This is a genomic window from Terrihabitans rhizophilus (assembly GCF_033898525.1).
Classification (GTDB): Bacteria; Pseudomonadota; Alphaproteobacteria; order Rhizobiales; family Methylopilaceae; genus Flaviflagellibacter; species Flaviflagellibacter rhizophilus.
Genome location: NZ_JAXAFJ010000014.1, coordinates 33,214 through 47,477, shown reverse-complemented (window position 1 = coordinate 47,477; position 14,264 = coordinate 33,214). Strand labels below are relative to the sequence as shown.

The window sequence follows — 14,264 nt, the reverse complement described above, 5'->3', positions numbered from 1 at the left end:
GATGCGCGGGAGGCGGCCGGGCAGCCGCGCGGCGGGTTCGCCGGGCAGGTCCGCGCCACCGACGGCATGGTGCTGGACGTGCTGGCCCACCGCAGCGACGACCTGCTGGTGCTGGAGTTCGAGCCCGCCGCGAGCTCCGGCATCGTGACGGCCAAGGTGCTGGCGGAGATCGAGACCGCCGCCGCCGCGTTCGAGGATTCGGCCTCCATGGCCGCGCTGCTGGCCAATGCCGCGCGCGAGTTCCGCAACCTCACCGGCTATGACCGCGTGATGATCTACCGATTCCTGGAGGACGGCTCGGGCGTGGTGCTGGCCGAGGACCGGCGTGAGGACATGCACGCCTTCATGAACCACCACTTCCCGGCATCGGACATCCCGAAGCAGGCGCGCGCCCTCTATGTGCGCAACACCATCCGCGTCATCCCCGATGTCGGCTACACGCCCGCGCCGCTGCGCCCCACCGACACGCCGCAGGCGCCGCTGGACATGAGCGATTGCGGGCTGCGCAGCGTCTCGCCGGTGCACATCGCCTACCTGCACAATATGGGCGTGCAGGCCTCGGCCTCCATTTCCATCATCAAGGACGGCGAATTGTGGGGGCTGGTCGCCTGCCACAACGAGACGCCGCGCGCCATCGGGTTCGAGCAGCGCGCCGCCTGCCGCGCGCTGGCCGGCACCCTGTCGCGCGGCATCAAGTCCCGCGAGGAAGCCGATATCTACCGCGAGCGCATCCGCCTGCGCAGCTTCGAGGACGACATCGTTGCGCTGCTGTCGCGCGAGGGTTCGCTGGACGACGCGCTGTCGAACCACCTCGACGAGGTGCGCCGCATGCTGGACGCCGACTGCGTGGCGGTGGTGCGCGGGCGCGACGTGGTGACCGCCGGCTCCTGTCCGGGCGAGCGCTCGCTGAAGGACCTGGTCGACTGGCTGCTGAAGCGCGACGGCGATGCGGTGTTCGCGACGAACGAGCTTGGCCGCTTTTATGACGGTGCCGGAGAGTTCGGCAACGTCGCCAGCGGCATGCTCTCCATCACCTTGTCCGCCGCCCAGCCCTGGGTGGTGATGTGGTTCCGTGCCGAGCGGTTGCAGGTCATCGACTGGGCCGGCAATCCACACAAGGGAACGGAACCCGGCCCCGGAGGCGTGCTGAACCCGCGCGCCAGCTTCGACGCCTGGCGCGAGACCGTGCGCGGCCGCTCGCTGCCCTGGTCGCTGGCCGAAACCGAATCCGCCGGGCGCCTGCGCATCCATGTCTCGGAGATCGACCAGAACCGCCGCCTGCGCGAGCTGAACGAGCAGCTGATGGCCACGGTGCGCGAGAAGGACCATCTGCTGACGCAGAAGCAGTTCCTGATCGGCGAGGTGAACCACCGCGTCCAGAACAGCCTGCAGCTGGTGTCCAGCTTCCTCGCCATGCAGGCGCGGGAATCGAACAATCCGGAGCTGCAGACCGCCATCGAGGAGGCCCGCCGCCGCCTCAGCGCGGTGTCGCTGGTCCATCGCCGGCTGTACCGCGCCGACCAGTTCGAGACGGTGGATGCTGCACGCTATATCGAGGAATTGCTGGCGGAGCAGGTGGACAGCATGGGCGCCGATTGGGGCCGCTCCATCACCCGCAGCCTTTCGCCCGTCATCATCTCGCCGGACCGCGCGGTGAGCCTTGGCCTGATCGTGGCCGAGCTTGTGACGAATGCGCAAAAATACGCCTATGCCGGGGCGGCGGGCCCGCTCCACGTCGCGCTCTCGGAAGATCGCACCTCGTTCCGGCTGTCGGTGCAGGACAGGGGCGTCGGGCGCTCGTCCACCCGAAAGGGGTTCGGCACCCGCATGATGGACGCGCTGGTAGGGCAGCTGGGCGGGAGCCTGCGGTTCGAGAACAGGTCACCCGGCCTCGAGGCCGTGCTCACGGCCCCGATCATCTTGTACCCGAAGGTGGAGAAGTCGGGCCTTTAGGCTTTAGCCGAGTTCGGTGGCCTTCTTCAGTTCATCGCCGGTGGGCTGCACCGGAGGATCGCTGACCTCGGCCAAAGGCGGGATCTCGGCACCGGTCGGCCCCGCGGCATCCGGTTCCGGCGGGCTGCTGGCCTCGACATCGCGCTTGGCCTGTTCCCAGTGCTCCTGTTCCATGCCTTCGGGTTGCCCGCTTTCGTTCCAGATCTCGTAGGCGCGCTGGCGGATCATTTCGTCCTTGTCCATGGCTCTGTTCCTCCCGGAGGTTCAACTAGACGGGCAACCAGAATGGGCGAGCTTTGTTCCTGTAGAGCCATGATAGTTGCAGGCCGTACCCACCCGGACTTAGATCACGCCATGAACAGCGAATCCGCCGAGATCATCACAGCCGCCGTCCTAGTGATCGGCGACGAAATCCTGTCCGGCCGGACCAAGGACCAGAACATCGGCCACATCGCGGAGCGCCTGACGGAGATCGGCATCGACCTGCGGGAGGTGAGGGTGGTGCCGGACGACGAACCGGTCATCGTCGATGCGCTGAACGCGCTGCGAAGCCGCTACACCTATGTGTTCACCACGGGCGGCATCGGCCCCACGCATGACGACATCACGGCGGATGCTGTCGCCAAGGCGTTCGGCGTCGGCATTGATCATGATCCGCGTGCGGTTGCTCTTCTGTCGGAGATATTTCCGGCCGCCAGTCTGAACGAAGCCCGCATGCGCATGGCCCGTCTCCCCGACGGATCGGACCTGATCGTCAACACGGTGTCGAAGGCCCCGGGCTTCCGGATCGGCAATGTCCATGTGATGGCCGGCGTGCCGAAGATCATGCACGCGATGTTGGACGAAGTGCTTCCAACGTTGCGGACCGGGCCGAAGGTGTTGTCGGAGACGATCCTTGCCAATGCCAAGGAGGGCGAGATCGGCACCCCCCTGGGTGACATCCAGGCCGCCTATCCATCTGCCTCGATCGGGAGCTACCCCTTCCAGAACGAGGCCGGCTACAACACCAACATCGTGGTACGAAGCCGCGATCCGGAGGTGCTCGCACAAGCGGCTTCGGATGTGCGGAGCATGCTCGCGGCAATCTGGGAGTCTCGCGGTCAGTAAGCCGACCGCGGCCTTAGAGGCCGTGCACAATGCGGGCGTGGTGAAACTGGTAGCCACAAGGGACTTAAAATCCCTCGTCTCAGGACTTGCGGGTTCGAGTCCCGCCGCCCGCACCAATCCGCTGTCCGATCATCATCATCCGCCCGGAACCATCCCCTAGGCTGAACGTTCCAGCTTCGGGTACACACAGAGGGTTGGACAATGAACAGCATCATTTACATCATCGGCCTGATCGTCGTTGTGATCGCGATCCTGAGCTTCCTCGGACTTCGTTGATCGACGGCTGAGACCGATTGAAAAAGGGGCGCTCTTGGGCGCCCCTTTTTGATTCTGTTGGTACTTGCCGATCGGGCTTAGTTGCCTTGAGTGCGAACAGGCGCTCGCATCAGTCGCATGCCTTCGAAGCCCGGTGTTCCGGCTTGGCGCTGCTCACCGGACCGCTGCTCCCGGCGCGGACCGCGATTCTGGTCCTCACGGGATGGCCCGCCCGGGCGCCCGTTCTGCTGGGGTCGTCCTTGCTGGGGCCTGCCGCCGCCACGGTTGTTGTTCTGGCCGTTCCGGCCGCCGCTGTTGTTGCGCTTGCCGGTTGCGGGACCTGCGGCTGCAGCTTCGGCATGAGCCTTCTCGTGTCCCTCCAGAGCGGGAACCTGCTGCTGGATCAGCTTCTCGATGTCCCGCAGCAAGGGCCGTTCGTCAGGGGCGCAGAAGGAGATCGCCATGCCGCTGGCGCCGGCACGCGCCGTGCGGCCGATGCGGTGAACATAGCTCTCCGGCACATTGGGAAGATCGAAGTTGACGACATGGCTCACACCATCGACATCAATGCCGCGGGCGGCGATGTCGGTCGCGACCAGCGCGCGGGTCTTGCCAGCCTTGAAGCTGCCCAGAGCCCGTTCACGTGCACCTTGCGACTTGTTGCCATGAATGGCAGCGGCGTCGATGCCGGCATCCACCAGATACTTGGCGATCTTGTCCGCGCCATGCTTGGTCCGCGAGAACACCAGCACGCGATCCATGTTCCGATCCTTGAGAAGATTGACCAGGAGCGGCCGCTTCTCTGCGTTGTCGACGAACGCCATGCGCTGCTCAACGCGGTCGGCAGTCTTGGCGACCGGTGTAACGGCCACCTCCTGCGGATCGCGCAGCAGTTCGGCCGCGAGAACGCCGATCTCCTTCGGCATCGTGGCCGAGAAGAACAGGCTCTGCCGGTTCTTGGGCAGCTTCGCCACGACTTTGCGGATGTCGCGGATGAAGCCCATGTCGAGCATCTGGTCGGCCTCGTCGAGCACGAAAACTTCGACAGGCTCAAGCTTGAGCATTCCGCCGTTCAGGTGATCAAGAAGGCGGCCGGGAGTGGCTACCAGCACGTCGATGCCAGCGGCCAGGGCGCGGGCCTGCGGACCGGCAGAGACGCCGCCGAAGATCACTTCAACAGATAGTCCCAGTCCTTTGCCGTACGAGCGGAAGCTGGCAGCGATCTGACTGGCTAGCTCGCGGGTAGGGCTGAGCACGAGAGCGCGGCATGAACGGCGCGGCGCCACCTTCTTGTCAGAAGCCAAGCGATGGAGGATCGGCAGCGCGAAAGCAGCCGTTTTTCCCGTGCCGGTCTGTGCGATGCCAAGGAGGTCGCGACCCTGCATCAGGAACGGAATTGCTTTCTCCTGGATCGGGGTGGGGTTCTCGTAACCCTCGGCCGTAAGAGCCTTCAGGATGGCCGGATGCAGGCCGAGTTCGGCAAAAGTCGTCAATTGATATGCTTTCAATAAGCCACGAACCCGCTGCCGCAAGCGCGGAGAGGGGATGGCGGGTGCCATGAAGGACGCCCCGCGTGATCTGGGCTGTCGTATAAATGGATTAGGGTGGCTCGGCAGGAGGGATATCCCTGAGGATCCCATTCACGCGGCTGAGCACAACGATGGTCGCCGAAGCGATGAAGCGTAGATGGACTGTTCGCAGAGCTAAGTCAATGCGTTGCCTGTCCAGCGTCGCGTGTCAGGCGCCGTTTGTTGGCTGCGTTACCGCCGGAAGACCGTAGCCATAGAGCCAGTCAAGACGCCGGGTCAGGCGTTCAGTTCCCATGAGCCGCAGCGCGGTGTCCCTTGCCAAGGCCTGGAGTCCACTCATGCGATAGATCTGCCCGTTTCTCCGTGACTGGAGGATGGCCGCATGCGTGCGGGGCTGCCGCTCATCCTCGTAATTACGCAAAGCGAGCTCAGGCCGATCCGGCGAGGCAGCGAGTGCATCCGCGAGCGCTGCTGCATCCTCGATAGCCATGGCAGCCCCCTGTGCAAGATGGGGCAGCATGCCGTGAGCAGCGTCTCCCATCAGCGTGGTTGGCCCTGCTCCCCACAGTGCACCAGGCTCTTGGTCATAAAGCGGCCAGACGGTCCAGACGGGGGCCGCACGAATCAAGGCCTGCGCAGCCGGTGCCCACCCACGAAAGCACTGAAGCAGTTCGCCTGCCTGCCGCGGCTCCGACCATCCAGGCCGGGCATCTGCGCCATGCGTGATGGCGACGAGATTCATTTGGCCGCGTTGATTGAGCGAATAGCTGACCAGGTGTGCACCCGGCCCAAGCCACAGCCCTGTTTCGTTTCGCGAGGGCAGGTCGATGATGGCGCGCCAGGCGATTTGGCCGGAGAAACGTGGGGGAGGCGCTCCGAGCCGACCTCGCAGGCTTGAATAAACGCCATCGGCACCGATTAGCAGGTCGGCTGTAGGTGTTTCCTCCCCCTCGGCGGTGCGCAGATGGGCGAGAACGCCCGCCGGCACCTGGGCGAAGTCCACCACTTCGGCTCCGAGCCGGATTGCAACGCCTGCCGCGAGAGCAGCCTCCGAGAGAATGCGCTGCAGGTCCGCGCGGTGGATGACGCGGTAGGGGGCTCCCCATCGTTTCTCGGCTTGAACGCCGAGAGGAACGCTGGCGATGGCCTTGCCACTCCGCCCGTCGATGATGCGCACCGCGTCAGGACGTGCGCCGGCAGCATCCAGCGCCGGGCCGAGGCCCAAGCCATCGAGGATTCGGGACGCGTTGGGAGAGATCTGCAGTCCGGCGCCGACCTCGAGCAAGGCCGATGCACGCTCGACGATCTGGCACTTGAAGCCACGCTGGGTAAGCGTCAGCGCCGCCGCCAGCCCGCCGATGCCCGCGCCCGCGATCAGGACCGAGCGCCGACCCTTCAAAGGCTAGCGCCTGCCGTCAAAGCGCGTGCGCGGCGTCTGCGGCCCACACGCAATCGATGGGATCTGCGGACCCCGAAGGAAGCTCAGATGAATAGCGGTACAGCGTGGAGCAATAGGAGCAGACGATCTCGTTATCGCCGCCCATGTCCAGAAAGATGTGCGGGTGATCGTAGGGAGGTGCTGCGCCGATGCACATGAATTCGCGCGCGCCGACGCGGATGGCAGGGTAGCCGCCGCTGTTATGGTAATGGGGCGTGCGAATCTCGGCCACTGGCTCTGTCCCGTTTATGCTGTGATGGCCTTAGATTAGCCCCTTCGTCCCTTGAAGGCGAGAGGCTAATGGACGGGCAGATCCGCCGGGAGCACCAATGATGCCGACTTTCTCGTCTCAGGGCCTGACGCTCAACTACGTCGTCGAAGGCCGGGGTGACCCGGTCCTGCTGATACACGGTTTCGCCTCGAGCCTTCAGATGAACTGGACAGGGACGGGCTGGATCTCCGGGCTAGCAGAGGCCGGCTATCAGGTTATCGCCTTCGATCATCGTGGGCACGGAGCCAGTGAAAAGATCTACGATGCGACCGCCTACACGATCGGCGACATGGCGGAGGACGCATTCGCACTTCTCGATCACCTAGGCATCTCCCGCACCGATATCGTCGGATATTCGATGGGTGCGCGGGTAGGCGCCTTGATGGCTATCGAGCGGCCGGAGCGAGTCCGCAGCCTCGTCATCGGCGGAATGGGCAGCCGCCTCTTTGAAGGGGCGGGCAAGGCAGAAGAGATCGCAGCAGCACTCGAGGCTCCTCACAGGGACGACGTGACCGACGCGTATGCGCGTACCTTCCGGGTGTTTGCAGAAGCGACCAAGAGCGACCTCCGAGCCTTGGCCGCGGTCATGCGCTCGCCACGGCTACCGCTTGGGCCCGACCGGCTGGCCTTGATTCAGTGCCCGGTCCTCATCGCGGTCGGATCGGAAGACGATGTGGCGGGCTCTCCTCATGAACTTGCCCCCCATATCGCTGGTGCGCAGGTTCTGGAAATCCCCAGGCGGGATCACAACCGCGTCGTGGGTGACAAGGTGTTCAAGGAAGGCGTGCTGGACTTTCTGCGCCATCGTGGTTGATGTGCTCTGAACCAGCGAATGGTGCCTCTGGTACCTAACGGCCGGCGGATTACGAACCTATCTACAGAGAACGTTCATCGAGGCACGCTAGATCATGCGGCTTCGGACAGCTCGCGGGACGAGGCCATGACGCAGACCGTTCAGAAGAAGGCACAGCCTCTCGCGAGTGTGGATCCGATCTGGACGCGCTTGCGGGACGAGGCTCTGGAAGCAAGTGTGAAGGAGCCTGCGCTCGCAGGAATGCTCCACTCCACCATCCTCCATCATGACGCTCTCGAGGCGGCGGTGATCCACCGCATCGCAGCTCGCCTCGAACACGGCGAACTCTCCGACGGCGCAATCCGGCAGGCGTTCGAAGACGCGTTCGCGGCCGAACCGGAGATTGGCCATGCAATCCGCGCGGACATCGCCGCAGTGGCCGACCGCGACCCGGTGTGCACGCGCTTTCTCGAGCCGGTGCTGTATTTCAAAGGTTTCCACGCGCTGCAGGCTCATCGGTTTGCGCACCGCCTCTGGCTCGAGGGTCGCAAGGACTTCGCGCTGTATCTCCAAAGCCGCGTCTCAAGCACGTTGCAGGTCGACATCCATCCCGCCGTTCCGGTCGGCAAGGGCGTCTTCATCGACCACGGTACGGGCATCGTCATCGGGGAAACTGCCGTGATCGAAGACGATGTCTCGATCCTGCAGAGCGTCACTCTCGGGGGTACGGGCAAGCAGCACGGCGACCGGCATCCGAAGATTCGGCGGGGCGTTCTCATCGGCGCTGGTGCGAAGATCCTCGGCAACATCGAAGTTGGGGCGGGATCGCGCATTGCCGCCGGCTCGGTCGTCCTGCACCCGGTGCCCCGCTGCACCACCGTCGCTGGAGTGCCGGCCCGCGTCGTCGGCACGGCTCCGTGCGCGGAGCCTTCGCGGATGATGGACCATATGCTGTCGGCGGTTGAGACCTTCGACCCTGTGATCTAGGGCCGCGCGCCCTATTATCCGTCCGGTCCTTGCGGGTGTGCCCGGTGCATGGCACACCGCGCCCATACGCAAACATCTATGGAGGTTGCTCTTGGACAAGCGAGAGCTCGAGCAGGTGCAGGCTTATCTTCGCCGCACTTTCAAGAACCCGGATTTTCGCATCGTTGCGCGGCCGAAGAAGATGGAGTCAGCCGAGGTCTACCTTGGTGAGGAGTTCATCGGCGTGCTCTTCCGGGACGATGAAGACGGCGAACTTTCCTACAACTTCCAGATGGCGATCCTCGCCGAGGACCTGACGGATTAACGAACGGGACTCGCGGGGAAGGCTTCATCGGGCTCTGCCGTGGCGGGCCCGGCGCCTTCCTCGCCCGGAGGCGCGATCTGATGGCGTCTTTGCAGGAAAATCGCGAGGAGCCAGCACAGGATCGCCCAGCTCGCACCGGCGCACCAGCCGGCGAGTACATCGCTGGGCCAGTGCACACCAAGATAGACCCGGCTGACCCCGACCAGGAACGTAATGCCGATCGCTACGGCAATGATGTAGACCCGAAAGATCCGGCGGGTCTGGACGCGAGCCAGCAGCAGGCCGAGGGTCAGGTAAGTGGCAGCCGAGATCATCGCATGTCCGCTGGGGAAGCTGGTAGTCTGCGTGTCCACGATGTGCGCTACGAGATCCGGCCTCGGCCGGTCGAAGAACAGCTTCAACAGGTTGTTCAGCAGCGTGCCGCCGACCACCGCACCCAGGACGAGCAGCGCCGTGCCGCTGCGGCGGGCAATCAGCAGGTAGCCGATCACGCCCAGGGTTGCGAGCGCCAGGATGGTCGTGCTCCCGAGGCTTGTCAGGTCGGTGAACATGATTTCGACCCAGGGCGGGCCGATGGGGTCGTTGTTGTCCCCCGTCCGCAGCGCCAGAAGCAGCACTCTGTCGAAGTGCAAGGGCTCCTGTTCCATGATCTCGTCGGCAAGGCTCGCAAAGACGAGTAGGCCCCCAGCTGCTAGGGCAAGGCCTGCGATCGCGAGAACTTCTCGCCGCGCAACGCTCATAAGGCTTGAGAATGTCATGGAAGGGTCATAGCGCGCCAGGCGCCAGGCTCAAGGGTCAGCGCGTGCTCGTCACCTTCGCATCCACGCTGGGATCGCCCACATACACCCAGGCCTTGGGGTCTGTCTGGGACTGACGCTTGATGTACTCATACCCGGTCGCCTGCCATGGCAGGATCGCATCGCGCTGGTTGTCCAGCACGTAGTCGCCCCTGTCCGTCGCGACGGTCAGGACAGCATGACCCTCGTCTGCGTTGTCGCGGACGACCGTTATCAAGAGGGCGGAGGGTGGCCAGCCTGCGCGAACCAGCAGGCGCCGCTTCAGGAGTACGTAATCCTCGCAATCGCCGCGGTCTGTCGGGATTGCCCAGTATTCGGCTCGCCCGTAGATTTCCTGGTCGGTCGCAGGCTTGATGCGCGTGTTCGCGAACCGGTTTACTCGATCAAGTTCGGCAAAGGATTTGCCTGTCAACGCTGCACGTCGCACCTGACCTGGCGCGACGCAGTCCCTGGGCTCCCGCTCACAAAAAGAGATGAAGCCGATGGGAGCGCGCGCGAAGCCAACCACTTCCATGCGGCTCGACGTCGACTGTGCTGATGCAGGAGCAACCGCCGGGAGGACGAGTCCGGCGGCGACGCAAATCAGCGCGAGGCAGGCCGTCCTGGTCCCTGTGGTCCGGCCCTGCTTCGAGCAATGACAGGTTGGCAGAAGCGGCGTCATCGTAAGCCGGACCTGCTGCACGCGGTGTTCGTCATCGTGGGAAGCTCCGATAACGGTGTGGGGACGGGGGCATCGGGCGGTTCAGCCAATTGGCTCGGGCGGCGCATCGAAGGGGAGGGCCGAAATCCTCACGAACTCGACGCCAATGCCTCCCTCGAAGTGGCGCACTACCCTGGCTGACGAGCGGCCAATGGTCACTATGAGGTTCAGCGGCGGCTGCACATCGGTCTCGACGGCCGCTCCCGACAGGGAGACATCGAGCACTCGGCAAGGGAATTCCCGTCCGTCGGGCAGAACGATGAGGGAGCGCGTATTCTTGGGCGGACCACGTTCGTGGAGCCGGTCCTCTGGCACTCCAAGAATGTCGCGATTGGCCAGCCAGGTCAGTTGTTCCGCAAGCCGTTCGCGTTTCCGGGGCGTGGCTGCGATTTCCAGCGCAAACCCGTCCGTTATCGGCCGAACAACTGTACCTTCGATGCGGCCGAGATGATCCAGATAGACCACCACCCGTTCACCCGGACGGCCGATCACCGGCCCCGTGAGTGCTACGCCGCCTGGAGAGATGTCGCAGGTCTCGCAAGGGTACTCGCGCTGATCGGACAGCATGTAGCGTCCGGACAGGGCGACTTTCACGCGGGCATGGCGCCTGCGCTCCTCCGGCCGTTCCTTTGGTACAGGCTGCATGGACATCGAGTGGTCACGAAAAGGCGCGGCCTGAATGACCGTTCATCAGGACTGTAGTCCTCGGGAGTTAACGAGCGGTGATCCAGCCATTCGGCAAATGGGTGTCACTGTGCCCAAATCATCTATGACCGCTTGCTTTTGCAGGGCAGGCGATACACTTCTGCCGCAGATCAATGGCGCTGCAGCGAACAAACGAACCCATTCTGAATGCGCCCGCAGTCGTCGCCTGGACGATCGCCGCGCTGGTGGCGATCCATGCTGCGAGGACGTTCCTCAGCAGCGACGAAGACACCCAGATCCTTCTCTACTTCGCTTTCATCCCGGCGCGTTATGACGCCACCTCGCCACTGGCCGGGCTTTTCCCCGGCGGCTTTGCCGGAGATGTGTGGACCTTCGTCACCTATTCGGCTCTGCACGGTGACTGGATGCATCTAGGCGTCAACGCGTTGTGGCTGCTCGCCTTCGGCAGTGCCGTCGCCTGGCGCTTCGGCGGCGTGCGGTTTCTGCTCTTCATGGCAGCGACAGCCGCCTGCGGGGCTGGCGCGCATCTTCTGACGCATTCCGGCGAAACCGTTCCGATGATCGGCGCGTCCGGCGCGATCTCGGGCATGACGGCGGCTGCAATTCGCTTCGTCTTCGAGCCGGGTGCCCCGATGGGTCAGTTCCGGAAGCGCGGTTACGCGGCCTACGCTGTTCCTGCTGTACCGGTTGGCGACCTGTTCAGGTCGAAACAGATCGTCACCTTTCTGATCGTCTGGTTCGGCATCAATCTGCTCTACGCGGTCAGTTCGCTATCGCTCGAAGGCGGGAATACCATCGCCTGGCAGACGCATATCGGCGGCTTTCTCTCAGGCCTTTTCCTGTTTCCCTTGTTCGATCCCAGGCATGCGGTGAAGGCCGCAGAGGTCGACTCCGGCCCTTGATCGAAATGCCACCTCGGGCAATCATCTCCTGAACTGCGGGACGAACATCGCAGGCTGCAGCAGGGAGAGAGCCGATGTACGTATCCACAATTCTCGACACCAAGGGCCGCGATGTCGTGACCGTGGAAGCTGATTGTACGCTTCTACAGGCGGCCGAATTTCTGGCGCGCCGCAAGATCGGAACACTAGTCATCACCGACTACGAGAACGTTCCGATCGGCATTCTTTCGGAGCGGGACATCGTTCGCGCGGTGGCTGAATCGGGCCCGTCGGGCCTCGATCAGCCGGTCTCGGCGTATATGTCTTCTCCGGTCCAGACCACGAATCCGGGCCAGCTGATTCGCGCCATCATGGAGCAGATGACCGAAGGTCGGTTCCGCCACATTCCGGTTCTGGAAAATGGCCGGATGGTCGGAATTGTCTCCATCGGCGACGTGGTGAAACACCGCCTCGCGGAATTCGAGGCGGAGACCAGTGCCATGAGGGACTACATCGCCTCAGCCTGAGGTCTTACCGTAGATGTTGGCCGGATCGAAGAGACGGTCAGCATCCGCGAAGCTCAGGGCCAGATCTGGCGACACCTTGTCGCCAAGGGGTACCGTTCGGTAGAAGCAAGACACCCGACCGGTGTGGCATGACGCGCCGGTCCCGCGAACGCGGACCTTCAGGAGCACGGCATCCTGATCGCAGTCCACCCGCATCTCCACCACATCCTGCACGTGGCCGCTGTCCTCGCCCTTCTTCCACAGACGGTTCCGGGAGCGCGACCAGTAATGCGCCTCCCGGGTTTCGATCGTCGCGGCAAGTGCTTCTGCGTTCATGTGCGCCAGCATCAACACCATGCCGCTTTCGGCATCGGTGACGACGCAGGTGACAAGCCCCGATGCGTCAAATCTCGGCGCGAGCACAAGCCGGTCTTCCAGGTCTGACTTGCTGAGACCTTCGGCGAAGGTCACGCTCACCGCTGACGTCCGCGCACAAGGGTCATGAACCTGACCTGTTCGGCTGGATCCTTAAACACGCCGGTGAAGCGCGTGGTGGTGGTGGAGACGCCCGATTTCTGAACGCCGCGCATCGCCATGCACATATGCTCCGCCTCGATCATGATCGCGAGGCCGCGCGGCTTGAGCACGCCATCGATCGCGTCGGCGATGGAAGCCGTCAGATTTTCCTGGGTTTGCAAGCGGCGGGCGAAGACATCCACGACGCGCGCAATTTTCGAAAGGCCGACCACGCCGCCACGCGGGTAGTAGGCGCAGTGCACATGCCCATAGAACGGCACCATGTGATGTTCGCAGTGCGAGAAGAAGGGGATATCCTGCACAAGAACGATGTCCTCGTAGCCGCCCACTTCCTCGAACACGCGCTCGAGCACCGCGCCGGCGTCCTGCCGGTAGCCGCCATAAATCTCGCCGAACGATTTCACCACGCGGGCAGGGGTGTCCAGAAGACCTTCCCGGGCGGGATCGTCGCCGAGAAAGGCGATGAGGGTGCGCACGGCCTCCTCGGCCTCCTCGCGAGAGGGGCGGCGATCTTGATCTTTCACGGCCTTGAAGGCTGCCGGATGATTTTTGACGATGGCGTCCATGTCACCTTCCACCGGCGCCTTACACGCTCGGCATCCATGTCGGCGGGCATGTTACAAGCCGGCCTCGGCACCTATATAGGGGCGAACCCCTAAGCCGCGAAAGGCTTGGCGATGCAAGACGCGCGATGCGGGCATGCACTGCCACACGCGGTGAGAGACATCCATGCTGAACGACATCTACAATCGTCGAATCCTTGAACTTGCGAGCGACATCCCGCGCCTGGGCCGCCTTACGGAGCCGGATGCGACCGCCACGGCGCATTCGAAACTGTGCGGTTCGACCGTAACCGTCGATCTGAAGATGGACGGTGATCGCGTCGCCGACTTCGCGCAGGATGTGAAGGCGTGTGCGCTGGGCCAGGCATCATCGTCTATCATGGGCGCGCAGATCGTCGGCTCCACGGGCGACGAGCTTCGGCAGGTGCGCCAAGCCATGCGCGCAATGCTGAAGGACGGCGCGCCTGCACCGACTGGCCGTTTCGCAGACCTCGCGGTGCTGGAACCGGTGCGGGACTACAAGGCGCGCCATGCGTCGACGCTGCTCACCTTCGATGCCGTCGTGGATGCCCTGGATCAGATCGCCGCTCGAAAAGGTCATGCGAAGAGCGCGTGAGCGCTAATGTCATTCGCACGGCGATCGAAAAAGCCGGCCCGGCTGCGATGATCGCAGTGCTTCGCGGCGCTTGGTGGAGCCAAACTTCAAGGGCTGCTAAGGAACGTCTCGAGAAGAGGAACCAGGCACGCCATATCGCCCATCTTGTTGAGCCTGACCAGCATTCCGAGGCGGTTTGAGACCACTATTCCAGAGGTTGTGCGCAGTCTCAGGCAGCAATCGGTCGACAGCCCGGTCCTCGTAAACATTCCGACCAGTTACAGGAAATGGGGTCCGGCTAAAGTGCCGGCGCCGCTGCAATACAGTATGAGCTCGCGGCAGCGCTTCGGCACATTGCGCTCGAATCTCGATTATTGCGGGC

At 63.7% G+C, this 14,264-nt stretch carries 17 protein-coding genes and 1 tRNA gene; 9 read left to right on the top strand and 9 right to left on the bottom strand.

Annotation, left to right across the window (positions count from 1 at the left end):
* A partial coding sequence (locus tag SCD90_RS16315; protein WP_319845775.1) for a histidine kinase dimerization/phosphoacceptor domain -containing protein occupies positions 1-1,953 on the top strand: 1,953 nt, incomplete at its 5' end.
* A gap of 3 nt (positions 1,954-1,956) precedes the next feature.
* Here the strand turns inward: SCD90_RS16315 and SCD90_RS16310 are convergent.
* Entirely contained in the window at positions 1,957-2,196 is a 240-nt protein-coding gene (locus SCD90_RS16310) for a DUF2934 domain-containing protein (RefSeq protein ID WP_319845774.1), read from the bottom strand.
* A 111-nt stretch (positions 2,197-2,307) separates the two neighbouring features.
* Here SCD90_RS16310 and SCD90_RS16305 point away from each other — a divergent pair, with 111 nt between their 5' ends.
* Positions 2,308-3,060, top strand: a complete 753-nt coding sequence (locus SCD90_RS16305; protein WP_319845773.1) for a competence/damage-inducible protein A — start codon at positions 2,308-2,310, stop codon at positions 3,058-3,060.
* Positions 3,061-3,091: 31 nt separating this feature from the next.
* A tRNA-Leu gene (locus tag SCD90_RS16300) sits at positions 3,092-3,176 on the top strand.
* A 237-nt stretch (positions 3,177-3,413) separates the two neighbouring features.
* Here the strand turns inward: SCD90_RS16300 and SCD90_RS16295 are convergent.
* The 3 genes from SCD90_RS16295 to SCD90_RS16285 form a co-directional block, all read right to left on the bottom strand.
* Positions 3,414-4,808, bottom strand: coding sequence for a DEAD/DEAH box helicase (locus tag SCD90_RS16295; RefSeq protein WP_319845772.1), 1,395 nt, complete (start codon positions 4,806-4,808; stop codon positions 3,414-3,416).
* 244 nt (positions 4,809-5,052) lie between these two features.
* Entirely contained in the window at positions 5,053-6,243 is a 1,191-nt protein-coding gene (locus SCD90_RS16290; RefSeq protein ID WP_319845771.1) for an FAD-dependent monooxygenase, read from the bottom strand.
* A gap of 16 nt (positions 6,244-6,259) precedes the next feature.
* Positions 6,260-6,514 carry a zinc-finger domain-containing protein gene (locus SCD90_RS16285; RefSeq protein ID WP_319845770.1) on the bottom strand — a complete coding sequence of 85 codons (255 nt, stop codon included), beginning with the start codon at positions 6,512-6,514 and terminating at the stop codon, positions 6,260-6,262.
* A 100-nt stretch (positions 6,515-6,614) separates the two neighbouring features.
* Between SCD90_RS16285 and SCD90_RS16280 the strand changes: the two genes are divergently transcribed.
* The 3 genes from SCD90_RS16280 (at position 6,615) to SCD90_RS16270 (ending at position 8,637) form a co-directional block, all read left to right on the top strand.
* Positions 6,615-7,367 (top strand): alpha/beta fold hydrolase, encoded by a 753-nt coding sequence (locus SCD90_RS16280; protein ID WP_319845780.1) that lies wholly within the window; start codon positions 6,615-6,617, stop codon positions 7,365-7,367.
* 126 nt (positions 7,368-7,493) lie between these two features.
* A complete protein-coding gene (cysE, locus tag SCD90_RS16275) occupies positions 7,494-8,333 on the top strand; it encodes a serine O-acetyltransferase (RefSeq protein ID WP_319845769.1) in 840 nt (279 codons plus the stop codon).
* 91 nt (positions 8,334-8,424) lie between these two features.
* Complete coding sequence (locus tag SCD90_RS16270; RefSeq protein WP_319845768.1) at positions 8,425-8,637, top strand: DUF3126 family protein; 213 nt, start codon at positions 8,425-8,427, stop codon at positions 8,635-8,637.
* Here the strand turns inward: SCD90_RS16270 and SCD90_RS16265 are convergent.
* The 3 genes from SCD90_RS16265 to SCD90_RS16255 form a co-directional block, all read right to left on the bottom strand.
* Complete coding sequence (locus tag SCD90_RS16265) at positions 8,634-9,395, bottom strand: phosphatase PAP2 family protein (RefSeq protein WP_319845767.1); 762 nt, start codon at positions 9,393-9,395, stop codon at positions 8,634-8,636. The genes SCD90_RS16270 and SCD90_RS16265 overlap by 4 nt on opposite strands.
* A 37-nt stretch (positions 9,396-9,432) precedes the next feature.
* Entirely contained in the window at positions 9,433-9,948 is a 516-nt protein-coding gene (locus SCD90_RS16260) for a transglutaminase-like cysteine peptidase (RefSeq protein ID WP_319845779.1), read from the bottom strand.
* Between the two features lie 228 nt (positions 9,949-10,176).
* Entirely contained in the window at positions 10,177-10,779 is a 603-nt protein-coding gene (locus SCD90_RS16255; RefSeq protein WP_319845766.1) for a PilZ domain-containing protein, read from the bottom strand.
* Between the two features lie 173 nt (positions 10,780-10,952).
* Between SCD90_RS16255 and SCD90_RS16250 the strand changes: the two genes are divergently transcribed.
* Positions 10,953-11,702: a rhomboid family intramembrane serine protease gene (locus SCD90_RS16250; protein WP_319845765.1), complete on the top strand. Its 750-nt coding sequence runs from the start codon at positions 10,953-10,955 to the stop codon at positions 11,700-11,702.
* 74 nt (positions 11,703-11,776) lie between these two features.
* Positions 11,777-12,208, top strand: a complete 432-nt coding sequence (locus SCD90_RS16245) for a CBS domain-containing protein (RefSeq protein WP_319845764.1) — start codon at positions 11,777-11,779, stop codon at positions 12,206-12,208.
* Here the strand turns inward: SCD90_RS16245 and hisI are convergent.
* Both hisI and folE read right to left on the bottom strand, forming a co-directional pair.
* The gene (gene hisI / locus SCD90_RS16240; protein ID WP_319845763.1) at positions 12,200-12,664 is read right to left on the bottom strand and encodes a phosphoribosyl-AMP cyclohydrolase; all 465 of its coding nucleotides are present in this window, start codon (positions 12,662-12,664) and stop codon (positions 12,200-12,202) included. The two genes, SCD90_RS16245 and hisI, sit on opposite strands and share 9 nt — an antisense overlap.
* Positions 12,661-13,290, bottom strand: coding sequence for a GTP cyclohydrolase I FolE (gene folE / locus SCD90_RS16235; RefSeq protein WP_319845762.1), 630 nt, complete (start codon positions 13,288-13,290; stop codon positions 12,661-12,663). The genes hisI and folE overlap by 4 nt, the downstream gene beginning before the upstream one ends.
* Before the next feature lie 163 nt (positions 13,291-13,453).
* On the opposite strand from folE, the gene SCD90_RS16230 reads away from it, so the two are divergent.
* Positions 13,454-13,903, top strand: coding sequence for an iron-sulfur cluster assembly scaffold protein (locus SCD90_RS16230; protein WP_319845761.1), 450 nt, complete (start codon positions 13,454-13,456; stop codon positions 13,901-13,903).
* Positions 13,904-14,264 lie beyond the last annotated feature (361 nt).

Coding starts and splice junctions, on each gene's coding strand:
- SCD90_RS16310 (WP_319845774.1), bottom strand. CDS start 2,196: ATGGACAAGGACGAAATGATCCGCCAGCGCGCCTACGAGATCTGGAAC.
- SCD90_RS16305 (WP_319845773.1), top strand. CDS start 2,308: ATGAACAGCGAATCCGCCGAGATCATCACAGCCGCCGTCCTAGTGATC.
- SCD90_RS16280 (WP_319845780.1), top strand. CDS start 6,615: ATGCCGACTTTCTCGTCTCAGGGCCTGACGCTCAACTACGTCGTCGAA.
- cysE (WP_319845769.1), top strand. CDS start 7,494: ATGACGCAGACCGTTCAGAAGAAGGCACAGCCTCTCGCGAGTGTGGAT.
- SCD90_RS16265 (WP_319845767.1), bottom strand. CDS start 9,395: ATGACATTCTCAAGCCTTATGAGCGTTGCGCGGCGAGAAGTTCTCGCG.
- SCD90_RS16260 (WP_319845779.1), bottom strand. CDS start 9,948: ATGGAAGTGGTTGGCTTCGCGCGCGCTCCCATCGGCTTCATCTCTTTT.
- SCD90_RS16255 (WP_319845766.1), bottom strand. CDS start 10,779: ATGCAGCCTGTACCAAAGGAACGGCCGGAGGAGCGCAGGCGCCATGCC.
- SCD90_RS16250 (WP_319845765.1), top strand. CDS start 10,953: ATGGCGCTGCAGCGAACAAACGAACCCATTCTGAATGCGCCCGCAGTC.
- SCD90_RS16245 (WP_319845764.1), top strand. CDS start 11,777: ATGTACGTATCCACAATTCTCGACACCAAGGGCCGCGATGTCGTGACC.
- folE (WP_319845762.1), bottom strand. CDS start 13,290: ATGGACGCCATCGTCAAAAATCATCCGGCAGCCTTCAAGGCCGTGAAA.
- SCD90_RS16230 (WP_319845761.1), top strand. CDS start 13,454: ATGCTGAACGACATCTACAATCGTCGAATCCTTGAACTTGCGAGCGAC.